Source organism: Enterococcus malodoratus, assembly GCF_027659535.1.
Classification (GTDB): domain Bacteria; phylum Bacillota; class Bacilli; order Lactobacillales; family Enterococcaceae; genus Enterococcus_A; species Enterococcus_A malodoratus.
Genome location: NZ_JAQDPG010000004.1, coordinates 266,027 through 284,682, shown reverse-complemented (window position 1 = coordinate 284,682; position 18,656 = coordinate 266,027). Strand labels below are relative to the sequence as shown.

The following is an 18,656-nucleotide window of genomic DNA, read 5'->3' as shown; positions in this document are numbered from 1 at the left end:
TGAATTTAACTGATCAGTGAGCTGAGATTTTATGTCGTATGTTTCATCAGACGGTTAATATGCACACCTAGATAAATAATCTCATCGGTAGGAATTGTTGTGTGGTTCACCTTTTCGATGTACTTTTTAACTTTTCCAGCAATCTCCATCGCCGCAGGGTACAATATCCACATTTGCTCATATAGCTGATCCTCGTCTTCCTCCAATAATCCATTTTGGTATAAACGTTCGACAAAATATCGTACATGTGTGATAAATCGAGAATAATGGATAGAGGTAGTGTCGATCTCCTTTTGAATTGAATAACGAACCATGTTCACGATACCGCTGATCATTTTGGCATATTTAAATCCATTAGCTTCAGAACCATCCGATTGTGCATTAATGAGATGGAAAGCAATATTACTCGCTTCTTCTTTCGGAAGTTGAATGTCATATTTGTCTTCCAACAAGGCCAGTGCTTGCTTTCCAATCTCAAACTCCTTAGGATAATATTTTTTTATTTCCCAATACAAACGATTAGCCACAACGAGCCCTTCCCTTGAACGCTCAATCGCAAAATGCAAATGATCGGTTAGTGTCAGATAGATATTGCTATTCAATGTCTTGCCTAATTCATTTTCTGCTTTGAGGATGATATCACGCGAAATTTCAAAAAATTCAAAAGGAATTTCTCCTACTAACTCAATGATTTGAGAGGTCTTTTTATCTTCTGCTGCCAAAAACATTTTATCGACTAACTCATCTGGAATTTTTTCTCCAGCCTTTTTCCCGTAACCGATACCTTTTCCAAAGGCGATGATTTCTTTGCCTTCATCATCTGCGAGTATCACACTTGAGTTTAAGACTTTCTTGATTAAAATCACATGTTTTCCTCCTCGCATTAGTCGTTAAGTGAAGCGCCGTTTGTCTCAATGATTTTCTGATACCAATAAAAAGAATCCTTCCTGCTGCGGTCATATGTTCCGTGACCTTCATCATCTGCATCAACATGGATGAATCCATAGCGTTTGGACATTTGCGAAGTTCCTGCGCTAACCAAATCAATCGGTCCCCAGCTAGTATAACCAATTAAGTCTACCCCTTCATTGATGGCCTCTTTCATTTGTTTGAAATGCGCCTTGAAGTAGTCTATCCGATACGGATCATGGACCGTTCCGTCTTCTTCCACGACATCCATCGCTCCCATCCCATTTTCAACGATCATTAACGGTAAATTGTAGCGATCATACAATTCAATCAAGGCAATCTTTAGACCTTTAGGATCTATCTGCCAGCCCCATTCTGTTGAAGGCAAATATGGATTTTTTACACCCAACACAGTATTCCCCGGAGTTCGCTCAGCCTTAGGATCACCTGATTCTGCCATCGACATATAATAGCTGAAGGTCACAAAATCAACCGTATACCCCTTTAAAGTTGATTGATCTGCTGTCGTTATTTCCAGCTTGATCCCACGATTTTCTAAATCTTGCAAAATCATTTTCGGGTATTCCCCTTTGACCTGAACATCTGCATAGAAAGTGTTTTCTAAGTTCTTTTTCAGCGTCAATTCTACATCTAACGGCTCACATGTCAGCGGATACGTCATGAGTTTAGTCATCATGCAGCCTACTTGACTTCCCGGAATTTTTTCATGTGCTGCTTTTGTAACAAGTGCGCTGGCAACAAACTGATGATGCAATGCCTGATAAATTTCTTCCTCGAGATTCTCACCAGATTTATCTGGAATAATCCCAGCAGTAGTAAATGGATGGCGATGAATCGAATCAATTTCATTGAATGTCAGCCAATAGCGAACATATTCTCCAAAGTTATCGTAACAAACATTTGCGAAACGAACAAAATCATCAATCACCGATCGATTGACCCAGCCGTTATATCTCAAACTTAAGGCAAGAGGCATTTCATAATGAGACAACGTCATGATCGGTTCAATCTTCAGCCGTTTCATCTCTTTGAATAGCTCTTTATAAAAGGCAACTCCTGCTTCGTTGGGTGCTGTTTCCTCACCTGTAGGAAACAGACGGGACCAAGCAATCGACAACCGTAAAGTCTTAAAGCCCATTTCAGCAAATAGAGCCAAGTCTTCTTTATATCGATGGTAAAAATCAATGCCGCGACGTTTTGGATACCAAGTATCTGTCGTATCTGATGCCGCCGTTTCAACAGCTTCAGTAGTAATCGTCATATGTGCCGCAAAATCTTTTTTATCAACATTTGGTTTATAGGTTGCCACATCCGCAACCGAAAGTCCTTTGCCATCCACGTTCCAAGCACCTTCAACCTGATTGGCCGCGATTGCTCCGCCCCACAAAAATCCTTTTGGAAAAGTCTGTTCTGTCATTTTTTACGTTCCCCTTTATTAAATAGTATTAATGGACAAGACGTCCGAATCATTGGTTACCTGTTGTGTTTCATTTAATGCTTGTACCTCGAAGTGATCCCCATTCGTTACGACACAAACAATAATCGGATCAAAACCGGCCGCTTGAATGGCCTTAATATCAAATCGAATCAGTGGCGTTCCCTGTAAGACTTGCTCTCCTGCAGAAACGAGGGCGTTAAAACCGGCGCCTTTCATCTGAACAGTGTCCAATCCGATATGAAAGAGAACCTCAGCGCCATTTGATAATTTCATTCCAAGCGCATGCTTAGTTTCAAAAACTGTAGTGATTTCACCATTTTCTGGTGCATAAAGGATGCCTTCCTCAGGAATAATTGCGACCCCTTTACCAACCATCCCGCTTGAAAAGACTTCATCTTGAACTTCAGATAAGGAAATAACTTTCCCTTTTACTGGGCTTGCCAAAAATTCGACTTGCTTGTTCGAAGGTTCAACAGCCGATTTTTCGATTGACTCTGTATCTTTATATAAAAACAATGCAGCAACAAATGCTGTGACAAATGAAACACCCAATACCACAAAGGCCCATACGAGATTCATTCCATTATCTGGATCAGCAAACATAGTGATGCTGGCAATTCCTGGTCCGACTAAGGCAAAAGCTTTAATCGTGAAAATTCCCGCTAATGCTCCACCAACGAGGCTAGATCCCATTACCGCCATCAATACACGTTTATGAATAATCGTCACCCCATAAAGAGCCGGTTCAGTTATTCCAAAAAAGGCCGATATTCCTGCAGAAATCGCTGTTGAACGAAGCTTTTTATCTTTTGTCTTTAAGCTGACCGCAAAACACGCGCCCGATTCCGCAATATTATGTGCCAATGAAGCTGGGAGATACAGTAATTCAGCTCCCAATTCACTCATTGAAGATACTGCATACGGGATCATCGCTTTATGCATCCCGGTAACGACCATTAGCGGCAGGATTGCTGCTAAAAGTGCTGTGGCTACCCATCCAACCGTTGAGTAAAGAGAAATGATTGCACTTGAAAAAATAGTTCCGACATTATAACCAAGAGGTCCCAAGATCAATAAACCGATCGGAACCGTGATCAACATACTCATCATTGGTACAAAGAAAATTCGAATGGACTTGAACGAATATTTTGTGAAAAAACGTTCCGTCAATGCATAGAACAAAATGGTCAGAATTGCTGGGAATACTTGTGAGGCATAAGCAATATTTTCAATATTAAATGATAAAAATGTTGCTCCCTCTGCCAGCATCGCCGACATATCAGGTAAAATCATCGCTCCCGCAATCGATACCGCTACTAATTGATTCACTTTCAATTTATTCGCTGTAGTCATGGCCACTAAAATCGGCAAGAAATACAAAGGAGCTCCACCAATCAAGTTGAGAATCTGATAGGTTTGGCTTTGATCACTTAGCAGTCCGGTTAAGGATGCTAACATCAGCAATGATTTTAGAATCCCTCCGCCTGCAATGGCTGGGATTAAAGGTTGAAAAACAGAGATGACAAAGTCTAGCAGCACCGCTCCGATTTTTCGATTCTTTTTTGGTGTATCTTTACTGGCCGTTAAACTATCTCCAACAATTTTAATGACTTCCTCGTACACCTCAACAACTTCATTGCCAATAATTACCTGACATTGAACATTGTGGCGGACACCAATCACACCCTCAATTGCCTCCAAGGCTTCCTTATTTGCTTTATCATCATCTTTCAAGGTAAAACGCAATCGGGTTGAACAATGCTCAATATGGCAAATGTTTTCTTTTCCACCAACATGCTCAATAATTTGTTTTGCTGTTTCCTGATAGTTCATTTTTTCTCCTCTTTTCTTTTTATTTTGTCGTTGATGGCCAGTCAGACAACAAAAAAGCAAGACCAAAATAACCCTCCATTTTACTCTTAAAGGTAAAATGAAGCCTTATTTAGGTCCTGCCTGCATTACCAGTCACATGCCTGTTCGATTTACAAGCATCTTAGCACAAAAAAATGAAACCGTAAACATTTTTTTTCGCTTGATAGTAATAAATCGCTACTAATTCTATTTTTGCCTTAAGTGATTCCGCTACAATTTTTTACTCATAAGAAAACATGTCAACTTCAATTCTTTATTATTAACATTCATGGTTATGACTTTTTGTTTAAAAATTTCAAATCCCCGATGAAGATAGAATTGATATGTTGAACCTGAATCCGTATAAAGATAAATTGTCTTTCCACTTTTTTGCGCTCTCAATTCTTCAAGCAGCAGTGTACCGATCCCTTTTCCATTTAACTCAGGATCGACTGCAAAAAAAGTGATCTCCCCATCATATTTTTGCTTGGAAAATGCCTGAAACATTTCTCTGTTCGCTTTGTCATAAGCAGTTGAATTCTCATTATGTCCAGACAGTTGAATCACAGAGGAACCGATTGAAACAAATAACTGTTGTCTCCATGAATGAATAGCCGCTGCTTCATTTTCAAATCGTGCAAATAGGAACCCCACCAACTGCTTTCCCATGTATGCCCCTAAGGCAAGGGTTGATTTTGATAACTCAAGATAAAGTACATATTTACTGTAAAGATAAAGCTCGAAAGAATTGTTGACATACCTATTGAGATGCATTCCTGTTGCTGCAAATTTTCTTGCTTTCTTCAGATCACTAACGTCTATTCTTCTAATTTTTATTTTATCCATTGTACCCTCCTGTTTTTGAACAGCTGTTGAATAATGTCCATATGTTCAATATAATAAAATCAGATAAACGTTGCCATAATCAATCTATTGGAGACTGTTCAATTTTGGACAAAATCAATCATTCTGTTCAAGAAAGTGAGGGCAAAATGGATAGACGTACTCGAAAAACCAAAAAAATAATTCAAGATACATATCTTTCGCTTCTCAAAGAAAAACCAATCCATAAAATGACCATTTCGGAGATAACCGATCTAGCGGATATTGGCAGAGGAACCTTTTACACACACTATTTAGATATTTATGATCTGCATAGACATGTGATCGATGAAAAATCTCATGAACTTTTGAGCGTTTTTGATACCACTTATCCGAGTGATCAAATTAATGACTTCAGGACGTTCTGTCAAAACATCATCACTTTTGTATCTGATAATCGAACGGTCTTTCAGTTACTGGTAGAGGAAGACAACAATATGAACGATTTGAGTAAATTAAAGGAGCAACTGATTGTAAAAATCATGGCTATAGAAAGACTAAATCCTAATGATATGGAAAATTATATCGCTGTTTCCTTTGCTATCGCTGGAATAATCAGTGTTTTATCGGATTGGCTCAATGCAGTGATTCCGGTTGAAAGAGAAGAACTGACCGATATCTTAAATAAGCTTATCGTTGATTTTTAGCTTATTCCTTTCAATAAAAAAAACGTCAAATGACGTTTTTTTTATTGATGTTGATCGACAATTTGTTGCGACTTATCAGCCGCGTCTTTTACATCATTATTCGCTTTTTGTAATTTCGTAATGTACTCTTTTAAATCAGAATTTTCCTGGTTTGAGCTGGCCAATTGTTGTTTCGTTGTATCTAGTTCGGCCTGTAATGAACTTTTTTCGTTTTTCACTGCAGTAATTTGATTGGTTAAATCATTTACAGTGTTCTGCAAGGTGCTTACTTGATTTGCCGCCTCTTGCAATTTCGTATTCCATTCTTGATTTTTCTGCTCAATGTCCTTATTTTTTTGATCTATTTCTTTGAGCTTATCGGAAATTTCTTGTTGCTTAGACTGCAACTCGCCATCTTTGCTAGCTAATTGTGACTGTAAACTCGTCTTTTCTCCCGCCAATTGATTTTCCTGATTTTTCAATCCATCAATTTGCTGCATGTAATTTTGAACATCTTTTTGTGCTTGGCTCAATTGATTCTGAGCCGTTGTTGATTTCGTTGATAGCTCCGTGATTTGCTGTTCCTTATTTGATAAAGAGTTATTCAGTTTATCCAAGTTGCTGTTAATCAGCGCGATATTATCTTCACCGCCCCAGTTCAATACATTATCCGCATAATTCTTTCCAGTAACTCCGATAAAAATCAGCAGCAGCGGAACCGTAATAAGTGCAATAGTTTTCTTCTTCATTAATTGATGTTCTCCTTTAAAAATCAGTAGTTATTTATTGGTATTCTTAATAATAGGGAAGTTTTTTTAATAATCAATCATACTTATGAAGAAATGAGTGATTTCTATAATTGGGTTCATTTTTATTTATTTTTCAAAATTCTATTTTGTTATTTGAACGTTAATTCGTTTTCAAATTTCTGACAAAAAGCTGAGCACAAAAAAAAGTGCTCAGCTTTTTTTATAGCCGGGCACTCTTTCATTTCATTCTATTCGTTAGAAATCGCTCCAATTTTCTTCGTCAGCAGCCTCTGCTTTTTTACGTTGGCCTTTTGATTGCTTTGGTCGTTCATAAGATTGTTGTTGATAACGTTGACTGCTGGTATTCGCTTTTGGAACAATCAGCATCAATAAAATGTAAAGAAATACTGGTGCCCCTGCTAATACGATACTAACAAAGACAAAGATTACACGTGCGACTGTTGGATCTATACCAAAATATTCTGCAATCCCGGCGATCGTTCCTGTTAACATTCTATTCGTTTGTGATTTCATCAGTCTTTTTTTCATTTTTAGTTAGTCCCTTCTATTTGTCGTAGTCTTTTAGGAAAATGTTTCCCGCTTTAGACGATACTTCTATTTGAGCGGTTTCTTCAGCTGTTCGCTTAAAACGCAGTGTTTTTTGAGTTTCTCCGTTTCTTTCTTGAACCGCTTCACAATTCGCAAAACGATAGTTGATTGTTCCCATCCCTGTTTTGGCTAGTCCTTTTAAACCGACTACTTTTGGCAGTGAGACTTTGACATCCCCGTTCACAGAGTTTGCTTCAATTTTTTTCAAATCGTCATTTCCTGCGGTCAGCTTAATATCTCCATTGATTAATGAATATTCAGATCTTACGATATCCGCTTTGGAAATGATCGTCCCTGTAACAGTCTCAATCATCGTGTCTAAAATATGACCTTCACGAATTTCCACATCATTATTGGTTCCTTCAATTTCTAACATCGAAGTATCGATATCCTTGATCAAAATAGTTCCATTCGTTGCTTTGATTGAAACATTTTTGGCGGTCAAGTCATCAATCAGCAGATCCCCTGTTAACAAGCGAACCGCAAGATCATTGTATTGACGTTTTGGCAGATAAAAAGTCAAGCGAGCCTCGACTCTTTTGTTCGGAACATGAAATAGAATTTGAAAATCATCCACGTCGATTCGGCTGCGTTCCAAAAAGGCCTCAACCGGATCCATTTCGTCCATCCGACCTAAAAGAGCAATCGATGCTTCAACTTTCACATCATTGATTGTTTCGTCTTCCCAAGTCTTCAAGATTACTTTGCCCTTGGCTAACTTGATGTTGATTGAGCGGGCATCAATCTCTTCAAAAATAAATTCATGGCTGAAGTGCGTCTTTGCTGTGCCATTAAATTTTCTGTTGATCTTTTTCCAATCAAAATCATTATTCACTGAGCTAGAAACTGTTTGAGCTGCTCGATTTACTACACGGCCAATTCGACTGGCCAAATCCGTGGGTTCTTCGTGCGGCCGATCAACCGGGCGATATGTTTGCTCGTCCAAATCATCTGGTACATCAAAGAATCCATCAGAAATGTATGGCCGCTCTGGAGAAGTAAAAAGATCCTTGTCAATGGCTTTTCGCTCATGCTTCAGCAGTTCGATTTCTTCCTCCAATTCCTTTAATTCGATCTTCATTTGATGATAGAGGACTTCATTTTCAGATGAGATGATTCCCAACTCAGCCTCAAGGTTTAGTTCTCTAAACTCTTCTTTTCTTTCTCTCAACGTGTCAATTTTAGTTTGTAACGCCTGATCAAACTCATCGATTTTTGATCGTACAGGATCTGTTTCCTCTGGTTCATGTTTAGCAACATTTTCCCATTCATCAATCATGCTGGACACACTGTCAGACGGCTGTGGTTCTTCTTGTTTAGTTTCCTCGAGCGTTTCGGGTTCTGACTCAGACTCCTGTTCTGCTGCTTCAGAAAATTCGGGTACTTCTTCAACTTCTATATCTTCTTCATATTCTTGTTCTATTGGCGGAACTTCCTCAGGCTCCATATCATTCTCAGTTTCCAGAGCTCCTTCAAATCCTACGTTTTCTTCATCGCTCACAGAAGTCGATGGTTCGATTTCTTCCGCTTCATTTTCTAGTTGACTAGTTTCTTCATCGAGTTCTGACTGAACTTCCGGTTCTACTGTGGAGTCAACTTCAGGCTGTGGGGCCTCTTCTTTTTTTGGTTCTGTTTCGTTTAAACCAAGACTTTCTAACAAATCTAATCCTTCTTCTGGTGAAAGGATACCTTTTTTGATCGATTCTAAGATCATTTCCCGTTCGTTCATGTTAATCGCTCCTCAACGAATTGTTCTATAGGAACTATTATGCACAAACATTTTCCCCTCGTCATGGGTCGAAAGGACTATCTTTTACTAAAGACTTGTCCAATTTTCCCAGCAGAGTGCAAAACTGCTGCCGATATGAATTATTTATCGCGATTTTTGCCACGTCAAAAAAGAGTGACTGCTATTCATAAACAAGTCACTCTTTCGATTTGTATTTTGAGACTGACGTGAATCAATCGTTGTTTTTCTAATTAAAAATCGCTCCAAGCATCATCGGCAGTTGTTTCAGCTTGCTTAGGTTGGCCGCTCGTTGCAGAACGTTCATACGCTTGCTCATATGTCCGGTTATTATTTTCTGCTTTCGGAATAAGAAATGCTAGTAATAAATAGAGTAAAATCGGTGCGCCTTCTAAGAAGAAGCTGCTGAAAACGAACAAGACACGTGCAATAGTTGGATCAATGCCAAAATATTCCGCGATCCCAGCTATTGTCCCTGTTAACACTCGATTGTTTTGTGATTTCGTCATTTTTTTCATCATTTTAATTCTCTCCTTTTAATTTGAAAAACACGATTCTTGAAAATCTAATTGATTTCCCTACCCGCAATGTGTTTTTATCTTATGTCTATATTATGCTTAATCTGCTTGGATTCGTCATAGGTCAAAAGGCCTATTTTTCATCTAGTCATTTGGTATGAGTTTTTCTAGTTCCCTCTCAACAAACAGGATCGATAGAATTTAGTACTGAACGTATAAATTTTCATTTCAATTAATCCCGGAATTTAATAAAGTATGATAAAGTATTTTTGATAAAAAATATTTGGACTACTCAATAATAGAAAGGGATGCTCGTTTGATTCAAATCCGTGAAATGACGCCACTTGATAAGCCCCGATTGCGCCAACTTTATTTGGAAAGCCGACGCTCAACTTTTTATTGGGACGATCCGGAACTAATGCACCTAGAAGATTTCGATCGCGATACTGTGGACGAACGTGTTTTCATTGCGGAAACACAGCAAACAATCGTCGGCTTTATTTCCTTATATGTACCGGATAATTTTATCCACTGTTTATTTGTGGATGGCTCTTTTAAAGGTCAGAGGATTGGCCATCAGCTTTTGGCAGAAGCCAAAAACCGCTTGCAACTGCCGATGAAACTAAAATGTTTGTCCCGCAACACGGCTGCTTTGGCTTTCTATGAAAAGGAAGGCTGGAAAAAAGTCCATGAAGTGAAGGTTCACGATGCTTATTGGAACCTTGTTTATCAGTAATAATGAATCGATCTATTTTGCTATTTTAAGCAGCTGATCCAGTAACATTTTCGTCTCTCAACCAAAAAAGCGCTTGCAATTCCAACTGAACAATGTGAAAATAAACACAATAAGTTCTTCAGGGCAGGGTTTAATTCCCGACCGGCGGTGATAGTCCGCGAGCCTTTTGGCTGACTCAGTGCAATTCTGAGACCGACAGTACAGTCTGGATGGAAGAAGAAAAGCGTGTGTTTGTTGATCCTTAAGATTACAAGCGCTATTTGATGAATCAATACACCTTTTTCTACTTTGACTGTGCCTTGCAAATGTTGTTGTAAGGTTCTTTTTTATGTTTCAAGAAAGGTGTGTTGAAATGAAATTTACTGCCAAAAAAATAGTGATGATTGCGATTTTTGGTGCGCTTTCCTACGTCTTAATGCTCTTCAAGTTTCCGCTGCCATTCATGCCACCATTCATGGATTTTGATTTGGCCGGGGTTCCGGAATTATTGGGCACGTTCTTATTGGGACCGGCCGCAGGTGTTTTTATCGTTTTGATCAAACTCTTGATTAAGCTGGCTACCGTGGGTACCGCATCGATGTTTACTGGAGAAATCCAGAATTTTATTTTGAGTCTTAGTTTTATTTTACCCGCCAGTTTGGTGTACCAACTCTCCACGAAGAAAAGTTCTGCTTTAAAAGGAATGTTAGTTGGAACCGCCATCGTAACTTTCGTAGCTTGTCTATCGAATATTTACTTCATCATTCCCTTCTATACCCGATTGTACGGGCTCTCGATGGAGGCAATCATCGCAATGACACAGGCTGTGAATCCAATGGTAGACAGTGTTTGGAAATTGGTCATAATCGGCATTGTTCCTTTTAATTTGATTAAGTATGGCGTGACAACTGCTGTGGTCTATTTTTCTTTGGATCGTTTGCGGGCAATTTTTCTTAGACGGGAGTTTTTATAGTGGAATTTCAAGCAGCAGTGGAACAGTTTTATCAAAAACTTGGGCACAAAAAAATTATGGCTCTAGCGACTAGCTTGAATGACCATGTGATGGTTCGGAACGTCAGTGTCATCATTCATGACGGAAAAATCTTGTTTAAAACAGATAAAAACTTTCGTAAAACGAAACAATTAGTAGAAAATCCGCGAGTAGCGATTTGCTACTGGGGTGTTCAAATTGAAGGAATTGCGGTTAATCACGGATTAGTCGTTGATCAAGTGGACCACTCTTTCCAAGCGCTTTATCAAAAATACTGGGAAACCAGCTACAACGCCTATCCTCACAAAAATAGTGAAATTTTGATTGAAGTGGTACCAAAATTCGTCGAGATTTGGGATCAAGATAAGGATGATCACGGTTTTCAGATCTTTATCGATTTTGAGCAGGAAAAGGCCCAGCTTGATCCTTACGATTAGATAAAAAAGAAGCGAGCTTCTCTAATTCATCGCGGCTCGCTTCTTTTTAATTACTGCATCAGCTCTTTTAACTGTTCATAGAGTTTCAGATATAGCTGATAATTTTTATTGTAGATTTTCAAGTTTTCTTTATTTGGATGATAACTTTTTCTAATTTGGACGGTTTTCGAAACAGCATCTTCATAATTCTTGTAAATCCCCACAGCCACACCCGCCAACATTGCTGCCCCAAGTGTTGTTGCCGTATCCGAATTCAGAATATCAATCGGGTTATTCGTAACATCGCTCTTGATTTGTGTCCAAAGCGGACTGTTCGCCGATCCGCCCATTGCCCGCAATCGGTTCACTTGTGCACCAGCTTGCTCCGCAATTGCTAGATTATGCTTCAAAGAAAAAGCAACACCTTCCATACTTGCGCGAATCATATGGCCTTTGGTTTTACTATAATCCAAGCCATAATAGAGTCCTTTTGCCTTCGGATTCCAAATCGGTGACCGCTCTCCCGCCATATAGGGTAGAAAAACAACGCCTTCCGATCCAGGATCGATGTTTTCGGCTTGAAGAGTCATTTCATCAAAACTAGTCGTTCCTTTTTGATCCGCAGTCATTCGTTCTTCTTGGCCAAAATTCTCTTCAAACCATTTCAAAACACCTCCTCCACCAACCGTTCCTCCTTGCAGCAGCCAATTTTCGGCAGTCACATGATAACTCAAAATCAATCGTCGGTCCGCACGGTAATCCTTTGTACAAATACTCATACCTCCGGCTTGTCCACCCTGCTCTTGCGTTTCACCATGATTGATGACACCAACACCTAATGCTCCGCATGCAGAATCCAATCCTCCAGCGACTACAGGAATACCCATAGTCAATCCACTTTGTGTCGCGGCTTCTTTAGTAACCTGACCAACAATTTCATCGCAAGGAACGATTTCAGGCAGAATGTCTGCCCGAAGATTCATTTCTTTACATAAATAATTGTCCCATGCGCCTTTTCGCATATCAAAGCACTGATAGCCATAGCCTTGAGAAATATCCTGTGTGACTTCACCGGTCAGCTTGTAAACAATATAGCTATTCGATTGTAGAATTTTATCTGTTTGCTTGTACAAATCTGGAAGCTGATCGCGATACCATAAAACCTTCGGCAGCGTATAGGTTGGCTGGATTGGATTACCACTGACGTTGAACAGTGTTTCTTCTCCGATCGTCCGCTTTAAATCATCACAAACGCCTTGTGCACGAGTATCCATCCAGATAGGCGTATTTCGCAGCAGATTTCCTTCTCTAGAAATAGGAATCGCCGACCAGCTTTGTCCATCAACGCCAATGCCTGCTATTTTTTCTGGTCTTACTTTTGAATTGTTCAACAGCTCTTTGATTGCCTCGCAAACGGCATACCACCAATCTTCTGGATTTTGTTCGACCCAGCCTTTTTGCGGCCGAAAGATTGGATAACTCTTGCTTGATTGTTCAACTGCTTCCCCATTTTCCGTAAACAGTGCAACTTTACAAGACGATGTCCCTATATCTATTCCTAGTAAATACACAGCCTTCTCCTTTCCGATCAAGATATCTTTTTACTTATATTATCTCAGATGCGCCTGGATTTGATAGTCTTTTCTTAAAGGATTTCCGTTGCTTCATCGATAAAAAAAAGAACAAACTAGTCTCAGACTGTCTGTTCTAAAGCGGCTGGATAAATTATTGTCTCCTGTTACTTATTTTGTTTGGTTTAAAGCTGTTAGTTGCTGCTGACTTAAATCTAAAAAACGCTGATAGGACTCAGAGTATTTTTCTGACTGATCCGTTGGACAATACGTATCCTTGATTTTATTTGTCGTCTGCCACCGATTCAGCAGATTCGGATCCTCTTTTCCTACTACTGCACACAGTAGTGCCCCATATGCCGGTCCTTCATCAAAGTTCAAGACTTCGATTTTCATTTGAAAAATATCCGCAAACATTTGAAGCCAAAACGGATTTTTGGTCACTCCGCCTGTGATGCGAAAGGTTTTTAACCCATTGGCTCGATCGTTTCCCATATTTTCATAGACGTTTTTTAGTGAAAAGGCAATGCCTTCCATTACTGCACGGATAATGTCCTCCCGCTTATGATGGGCGCGCAAACCGAAAAAAGCACTGCTTAAAGCTGATTCAAAATAAGGACTTCTTTCTCCAAATAGATACGGCAAGAAAGTAACTCCTTTGCTGCCAACTGGACTTTGCTCAGCGGCCTCGCAAAATGTCGCAAAGGATTCACTTGGCGCTAAAATAGTTTTAAACCAATCTAAAGAGTACCCTGCAGACAAAGTGACACCCATTTTGTAATTTACATTTTCGATAACAGAAGTGAAATAGTGATATTTCCCTAAATCTGATAATGTTTCATCCGTTTCATAAACTAACACTACACCAGAGGTTCCAACCGAAATTAATCCTTGTGATTGGGGATCTGAGATATTAGCGAAGGCTCCGCAGGCATTATCAGCTCCTCCTAAAACCAACTCTACTTTTCCCTCTAGCCCAAATTTTTCTTTAATTTCTGCCGTCATTTCTCCGATAATTTCCGTTGAAGCTCTGATTTCCGGACATTTCTCCAATGGAATCGCCAGCCGCTTTAATAGCTCCTCATCCCATGCTTGATGCTCAATATCCATCAAAATCGTTCCCGCTCCATCAGATGGTTCCGTAAACACTTCCCCTGTTAGTGAATAGACTAGGTAATCTTTCGGCAGCATGAATTTTGCGGTCCACTCCCACAAATCCGGTTCGTGTTTTTGAACCCATAAAATCTTTGGCAAGGTGAACCCTTCTAGTGGAATATTTTTTTCAATCCTTAACAAATGATCGCCTAGCTGATGTTCGAGCATTTTGACTTCTTCTGTCGTCCGGCCGTCATTCCACAAAATCGCTGGCCGAAGTACCTTTCCATTCGAATCAATCAGAACCAATGTGTGCATTTGGCCTGAGAAACCCAGTGTTAATGAAGCAGTTTTCATTTCAGGAAAATTTCGTATCAATTCATTCAGCGCTTCATTGAAGGCAGCTAACCAATCGTTTGGATTCTCTTCACTATATCCGGCTTGAGATGACGTGATCGTAAAAGAACTGCTGGTACTTCCCAATAGATCTCCCTTTTCATCCCCTAAAATAATTTTTAACGAACTTGTACCTAGATCAACACCTAAAAAGTAACTCATTTTCCTTCCTCCTAATCCATTTCATAGGTCGTAATCGCTGAGTAATTCGTTGTTAAATACTCTTGCTCCGTTTGCACATAATTTGGCCTGCGCTGCATTTCAAAGGTTATTCCGCCAAATCTTTCAATGAAATTCCCATTAGCTAGTTTAAGATCATTGGAAATTTTATTTAAGGTGTAAATGACACAGGCCTCTTGATCAGAGTAAATTTTTAATTGATTTTTTTTATGGTGATCCGTCAGAATAATTTTGGGCTTCGCCGTGTCCTTTTGTTTAAAACAATAGGCTAAGTCGATCCCATTTGTACAGATTTTTGATAGGTTCGTCTTTTGAACGAGGGCTTCGCTTATCTGTTTTTCTTGGGAGAAATCAAAAAGGCGATCTTCTGGGTCGTTCATCGCAGAGTATTCTCCAGTAGGTACAAACTGCTCATCGATCACTTGAATTTCTGCGGAGGCCGTTTGTAAATAATGATCCTCAATAGTTTTTTGATTTTCTAAATTGAAGTAGCTGTGATTGGTTAAATTACAGACAGTCGGCTCATTGGCTATAGCGGACATTTCGATTGAGAAACGATTTTTTACTAAACGGTAAATCATTTTTAGAGCAAGCGGTTCGTATGGAGACTTCGTATCCTCATACGTCAATTGAAAAGCTGTCTCATCAATGCTTCTCACCTGCCAGGTCACTTGATGCAGCCCGTTTTTTCCACCATGCAGATGGAGCTGACCTTCATTGGTATCGAGCACTACTTTTTCTCCCGCGTAATTCAGATAATGGGGCGGAAAAGTTCTGCCAGCATTTCGGCCAATCGTTGCGCCAAAGAAATAGGGGTTGTCTAAGTAGCTCTGCTCATCTTCATAGGCTAAAACATAATTCTGTCCGGTTCTCTTATTTACCATCTTCGTTAAAATTCCGCCATAGTCAAAAAATTCAACGAGGACGTACTCATTTTCCAATTGAAATTTTTGCATTTATTTTTCCTTTCAAAAACAGACTAGGACGTAAGTGCCTAGTCTGAACAATTCTTTATTTTGTTACTCGTTGAATTTTGGGATCGGTAAAAATGTCGCTGGCATCATCACTTGGTGAAGAAAATTCTGAAATGACAGCCCCTTTTTCTCCAGCTTGAAACCAATGTTTGATATTAGGTTCAATCGTATACTGTTCCCCTGCATTCAAAACAATCTCTTTTGCTACCGTGTAATACGCCTCTTGCCCACTAGGAATTGAACTATGAATCGGTTCTGTCCTGTCTCCTTCTACATACAAGTAGACGTTTCCCTTACGACAGCGAAAGGTTTCTCTTTTTCCGACTTCACCATTCCGAGGCGGGTGCCGATGCTCCGGACAGGTTTGGCCGGGTAATAAGACCATCTCTTTCGCACAATAACGATCATTGTTTTCATAAACGATTAGATTTAACCCTTGTGATTCAATCTGCCCCAAACCAAAATCAGCAAAATCAATCGCACCTAGTTCCTTTTCGGTAAAAATAATGCCTGAATCGTGAAACATTGCCTTTACGCGTTCTTGATAATCCATTTATGCTTTCCTTTCTTTAAGAAATTTTCAAGTCATCCCAAGAAACATCCTCTTCTTCTTTAGTTTCAATAACCACTTCGGCATTTGGATCAACTCGTTTTTTCAACAATAAAATGGTGACTGCCGTTGCTAGAGAACCGATGAATAAAGCTGCGACAAACGCCCATGGACGTGTCATAGTTGGAATCGCAAACATGCCGGACGCTGGAATATGACTGTCCGCTCCCCATAGCATGCTCAGTCCGCCGCCGATAGCTCCCCCAACGCCCGTTGCGATCACATTACGAGCGAGATCATTTAGCACGATTGGGAAGCAGCCTTCCGTAATCTGACAAATCCCCATCGGGAAGGCGGTTTTCAATGTTTCAATTTCTTGACGATTGAAAATATTTTTCTTGATGACCTTCCCAATGAAATAAGCCATTGTTAATCCAAATGGTGTAGTCATAGAAACTAAAATCAACACGGTAATCGGTTCATAAATTCCTTCAGAGAATAAAGCAAAGACGAAGGCAAAGACCACTTTATTGATCGCTCCGCCATAATCGATAGAGGCCAAGACACCGATGATTGCTCCATAAAGGAATAGCGAAGAAGTATTCAGATTTCCAAGGTAGGCAGTTATTAAATCAGTGAACCAAATAATTGGCGTTCCCACGACATAATACATGACCATTCCTGCCACAAATGAACTCAGAAAAGGCAAGACGAGTGTTGGAAGAAGACCTTCCATCCATTTAGGAACTTTGATCACTGCCATCAATAAAACAACTACATATCCTGAAACATAGCCGCCAACAACTCCGCCCAGGAATCCAGTACCGATACCATGTGCCACAAAACCGACCACCAAACCAGGAGCAATTCCCGGCTTGTCAGCTATCGAATAGGCTATAGCAGTAGAAACGATCATCGGTAGGAACCCTAAACCATACCCGCCCATCGTAGACATCGTATCCGCAAAACTGAAGCCGTCGCGGAAGTTTTCAATGGTCACTCCACCCATCATATTCCCGATTGCTAAGAGAAAACCTGATGCAACAATAATTGGCAAGAAAAACGAAATGGCTGTCATTAAATGCTTCTTGAATCCAATCTGCTTAATCTTTTCCATTTTTGCCCTCCTAAACTTTGACTTCTTCCAACTTCTCTACTAATTTATTTGGCGATTTCACTACTAAACCGGTTGGCACTTCAACAACTTTTTTATTTTTGAAACGGTCACGTCCGTTGACTTTTATATCCGCCGCAATAATTACTACATCTGCTTCATTGATCTCCTGCTGCGTCAATGCATCTTGCGTTCCGGCCAGTCCTTGTGTTTCGATATGAATTTGATGACCACGATCAATACTTGCCTGCATTAATTTTTCTTTGGCGATATACGTATGAGCGATTCCTGCTGTGCATGCGGCGATCCCAACGATTTTCATGTTAGCTCCTCCTTTTGATTAGCAATAATATTTAACTTTGTCATCCGATTTAAATAAATGGATTTTTTCCAGCGCGACTTTTTTCGTTTCTTCCATACATGCTGGGAATAAAACATTGGGTTCTCTGATTTCATTATTTCCAGCATTTAACACTTCCCGTAATTTATTCGCGAAAACAATTTTGATGTCGCTAGAAATATTGATCTTGTTCACACCCATAGTTACCGCTTTGCTGATTTCATCGTCCGGATTACTTGAACCGCCATGCAGAACCAATGGAATATCTGTCAGCGCTTCGATTTCCTCTAGAATATCCAAACGTAACTTAGGATCAACGTCTTTTGGATAGATTCCATGAGCCGTTCCAATAGCCACCGCTAAACTATCCACTCCAGTTTTTTCAATAAAGTCCTGCGCCACTTTTGGATCAGTATAAATAATTTCACTTACGCCGCCTTCTACTGTATTGCCCGTATCGCCAATTGTTCCTAGTTCCGCTTCAACAGAAACGCCAGCCGCATGAGCCGCCTCGACAACCTTTTTAGAAATCGCTACATTCTCTTCAAATGACAAATGTGACGCGTCGATCATAACAGATGTGAACCCAATACTGATGGCATGAAGGACTTGTTCAAAGCTTGCTCCATGATCCAAGTGGATACATACCGGTATTTTCGAATGATTTGCTAGATAGGTAGCTTGAGCAACAAAGCTATCTGTTAAAAAACTCAACTCATCCGGATGAATCGCAATCATTACAGGCGATTGCGATTCTTCGCAGGCCTCCATCACTGCATTTAATAATTGGCCAGAGCCGGCATTAAAAGCGGGAACAGCGAACCCTTTTTCTTTTGCAATAGTCAAAATTTCTTTTCCAGTTACTAACATTTGATCTTCTCCTTTTTCATTTGAAAGTTTTTTTAGATAACAGTTGGTTCAATTTTCAAGCCGTATAAATTTTCACTAGAATTCTTGTAAAGTG

General features: G+C 39.8%; 19 protein-coding genes and 1 riboswitch. Of the genes, 4 read left to right on the top strand and 15 right to left on the bottom strand.

From position 1 onward, the window contains the following. Positions 1-29: 29 nt before the first annotated feature. The 4 genes from PGP85_RS08980 to PGP85_RS08965 form a co-directional block, all read right to left on the bottom strand. The gene (locus tag PGP85_RS08980; protein ID WP_270327155.1) at positions 30-866 is read right to left on the bottom strand and encodes a PRD domain-containing protein; all 837 of its coding nucleotides are present in this window, start codon (positions 864-866) and stop codon (positions 30-32) included. A gap of 17 nt (positions 867-883) precedes the next feature. Next, positions 884-2,347 carry a glycoside hydrolase family 1 protein gene (locus PGP85_RS08975; RefSeq protein ID WP_270327153.1) on the bottom strand — a complete coding sequence of 488 codons (1,464 nt, stop codon included), beginning with the start codon at positions 2,345-2,347 and terminating at the stop codon, positions 884-886. 18 nt (positions 2,348-2,365) lie between these two features. After that, positions 2,366-4,201, bottom strand: a complete 1,836-nt coding sequence (locus PGP85_RS08970; protein WP_270327151.1) for a beta-glucoside-specific PTS transporter subunit IIABC — start codon at positions 4,199-4,201, stop codon at positions 2,366-2,368. Between the two features lie 249 nt (positions 4,202-4,450). After that, the gene (locus PGP85_RS08965) at positions 4,451-5,065 is read right to left on the bottom strand and encodes a GNAT family N-acetyltransferase (protein ID WP_270327149.1); all 615 of its coding nucleotides are present in this window, start codon (positions 5,063-5,065) and stop codon (positions 4,451-4,453) included. Positions 5,066-5,169: 104 nt separating this feature from the next. Between PGP85_RS08965 and PGP85_RS08960 the strand changes: the two genes are divergently transcribed. After that, positions 5,170-5,748: a TetR/AcrR family transcriptional regulator gene (locus tag PGP85_RS08960; protein ID WP_270327148.1), complete on the top strand. Its 579-nt coding sequence runs from the start codon at positions 5,170-5,172 to the stop codon at positions 5,746-5,748. A gap of 41 nt (positions 5,749-5,789) precedes the next feature. On the opposite strand, the gene PGP85_RS08955 is transcribed toward PGP85_RS08960, so the two are convergent. The 4 genes from PGP85_RS08955 to PGP85_RS08940 all read right to left on the bottom strand — a co-directional run bounded on the left by PGP85_RS08955 (position 5,790) and on the right by PGP85_RS08940 (position 9,353). After that, positions 5,790-6,476, bottom strand: coding sequence for a DNA-directed RNA polymerase subunit omega (locus PGP85_RS08955; RefSeq protein WP_090407351.1), 687 nt, complete (start codon positions 6,474-6,476; stop codon positions 5,790-5,792). A gap of 255 nt (positions 6,477-6,731) precedes the next feature. After that, complete coding sequence (locus PGP85_RS08950; RefSeq protein WP_090407348.1) at positions 6,732-7,025, bottom strand: PspC domain-containing protein; 294 nt, start codon at positions 7,023-7,025, stop codon at positions 6,732-6,734. A 16-nt stretch (positions 7,026-7,041) separates the two neighbouring features. Beyond that, positions 7,042-8,814 carry a daptomycin-sensing surface protein LiaX gene (gene liaX / locus PGP85_RS08945; RefSeq protein WP_270327145.1) on the bottom strand — a complete coding sequence of 591 codons (1,773 nt, stop codon included), beginning with the start codon at positions 8,812-8,814 and terminating at the stop codon, positions 7,042-7,044. A 251-nt stretch (positions 8,815-9,065) separates the two neighbouring features. Further along, positions 9,066-9,353, bottom strand: a complete 288-nt coding sequence (locus tag PGP85_RS08940; protein WP_270327142.1) for a PspC domain-containing protein — start codon at positions 9,351-9,353, stop codon at positions 9,066-9,068. A 313-nt stretch (positions 9,354-9,666) separates the two neighbouring features. Between PGP85_RS08940 and PGP85_RS08935 the strand changes: the two genes are divergently transcribed. The 3 genes from PGP85_RS08935 (at position 9,667) to PGP85_RS08925 (ending at position 11,493) form a co-directional block, all read left to right on the top strand. Next, positions 9,667-10,086: a GNAT family N-acetyltransferase gene (locus tag PGP85_RS08935; protein ID WP_270327139.1), complete on the top strand. Its 420-nt coding sequence runs from the start codon at positions 9,667-9,669 to the stop codon at positions 10,084-10,086. Positions 10,087-10,196: 110 nt separating this feature from the next. Further along, positions 10,197-10,311: riboswitch (FMN riboswitch) on the top strand. A gap of 127 nt (positions 10,312-10,438) precedes the next feature. Then, positions 10,439-11,038 (top strand): ECF transporter S component, encoded by a 600-nt coding sequence (locus PGP85_RS08930; protein ID WP_270327137.1) that lies wholly within the window; start codon positions 10,439-10,441, stop codon positions 11,036-11,038. Next, complete coding sequence (locus PGP85_RS08925) at positions 11,038-11,493, top strand: pyridoxamine 5'-phosphate oxidase family protein (protein WP_270327134.1); 456 nt, start codon at positions 11,038-11,040, stop codon at positions 11,491-11,493. Before PGP85_RS08930 ends, PGP85_RS08925 begins: the two co-directional genes overlap by 1 nt. 50 nt (positions 11,494-11,543) lie before the next feature. Here the strand turns inward: PGP85_RS08925 and xylB (PGP85_RS08920) are convergent, their stop codons facing one another. The 7 genes from xylB (PGP85_RS08920) to PGP85_RS08890 all read right to left on the bottom strand — a co-directional run bounded on the left by xylB (PGP85_RS08920) (position 11,544) and on the right by PGP85_RS08890 (position 18,562). After that, complete coding sequence (gene xylB, locus PGP85_RS08920; RefSeq protein WP_270327131.1) at positions 11,544-13,043, bottom strand: xylulokinase; 1,500 nt, start codon at positions 13,041-13,043, stop codon at positions 11,544-11,546. Between the two features lie 171 nt (positions 13,044-13,214). Then, entirely contained in the window at positions 13,215-14,696 is a 1,482-nt protein-coding gene (xylB, locus tag PGP85_RS08915; RefSeq protein ID WP_270327128.1) for a xylulokinase, read from the bottom strand. 11 nt (positions 14,697-14,707) lie between these two features. Then, a complete protein-coding gene (locus PGP85_RS08910; protein WP_270327125.1) occupies positions 14,708-15,670 on the bottom strand; it encodes an aldose epimerase family protein in 963 nt (320 codons plus the stop codon). 55 nt (positions 15,671-15,725) lie between these two features. Next, on the bottom strand, positions 15,726-16,241 hold the full coding sequence (locus PGP85_RS08905) for a D-lyxose/D-mannose family sugar isomerase (RefSeq protein WP_270327124.1): 516 nt from the start codon (positions 16,239-16,241) through the stop codon (positions 15,726-15,728). 16 nt (positions 16,242-16,257) lie between these two features. Beyond that, positions 16,258-17,355, bottom strand: coding sequence for a PTS fructose transporter subunit IIC (locus tag PGP85_RS08900; protein WP_251867367.1), 1,098 nt, complete (start codon positions 17,353-17,355; stop codon positions 16,258-16,260). A 10-nt stretch (positions 17,356-17,365) separates the two neighbouring features. Then, positions 17,366-17,674, bottom strand: a complete 309-nt coding sequence (locus tag PGP85_RS08895) for a PTS fructose transporter subunit IIB (RefSeq protein ID WP_090407318.1) — start codon at positions 17,672-17,674, stop codon at positions 17,366-17,368. 18 nt (positions 17,675-17,692) lie between these two features. Then, a complete protein-coding gene (locus PGP85_RS08890; RefSeq protein WP_270327120.1) occupies positions 17,693-18,562 on the bottom strand; it encodes a ketose-bisphosphate aldolase in 870 nt (289 codons plus the stop codon). Between the last annotated feature and the right edge of the window lie 94 nt (positions 18,563-18,656).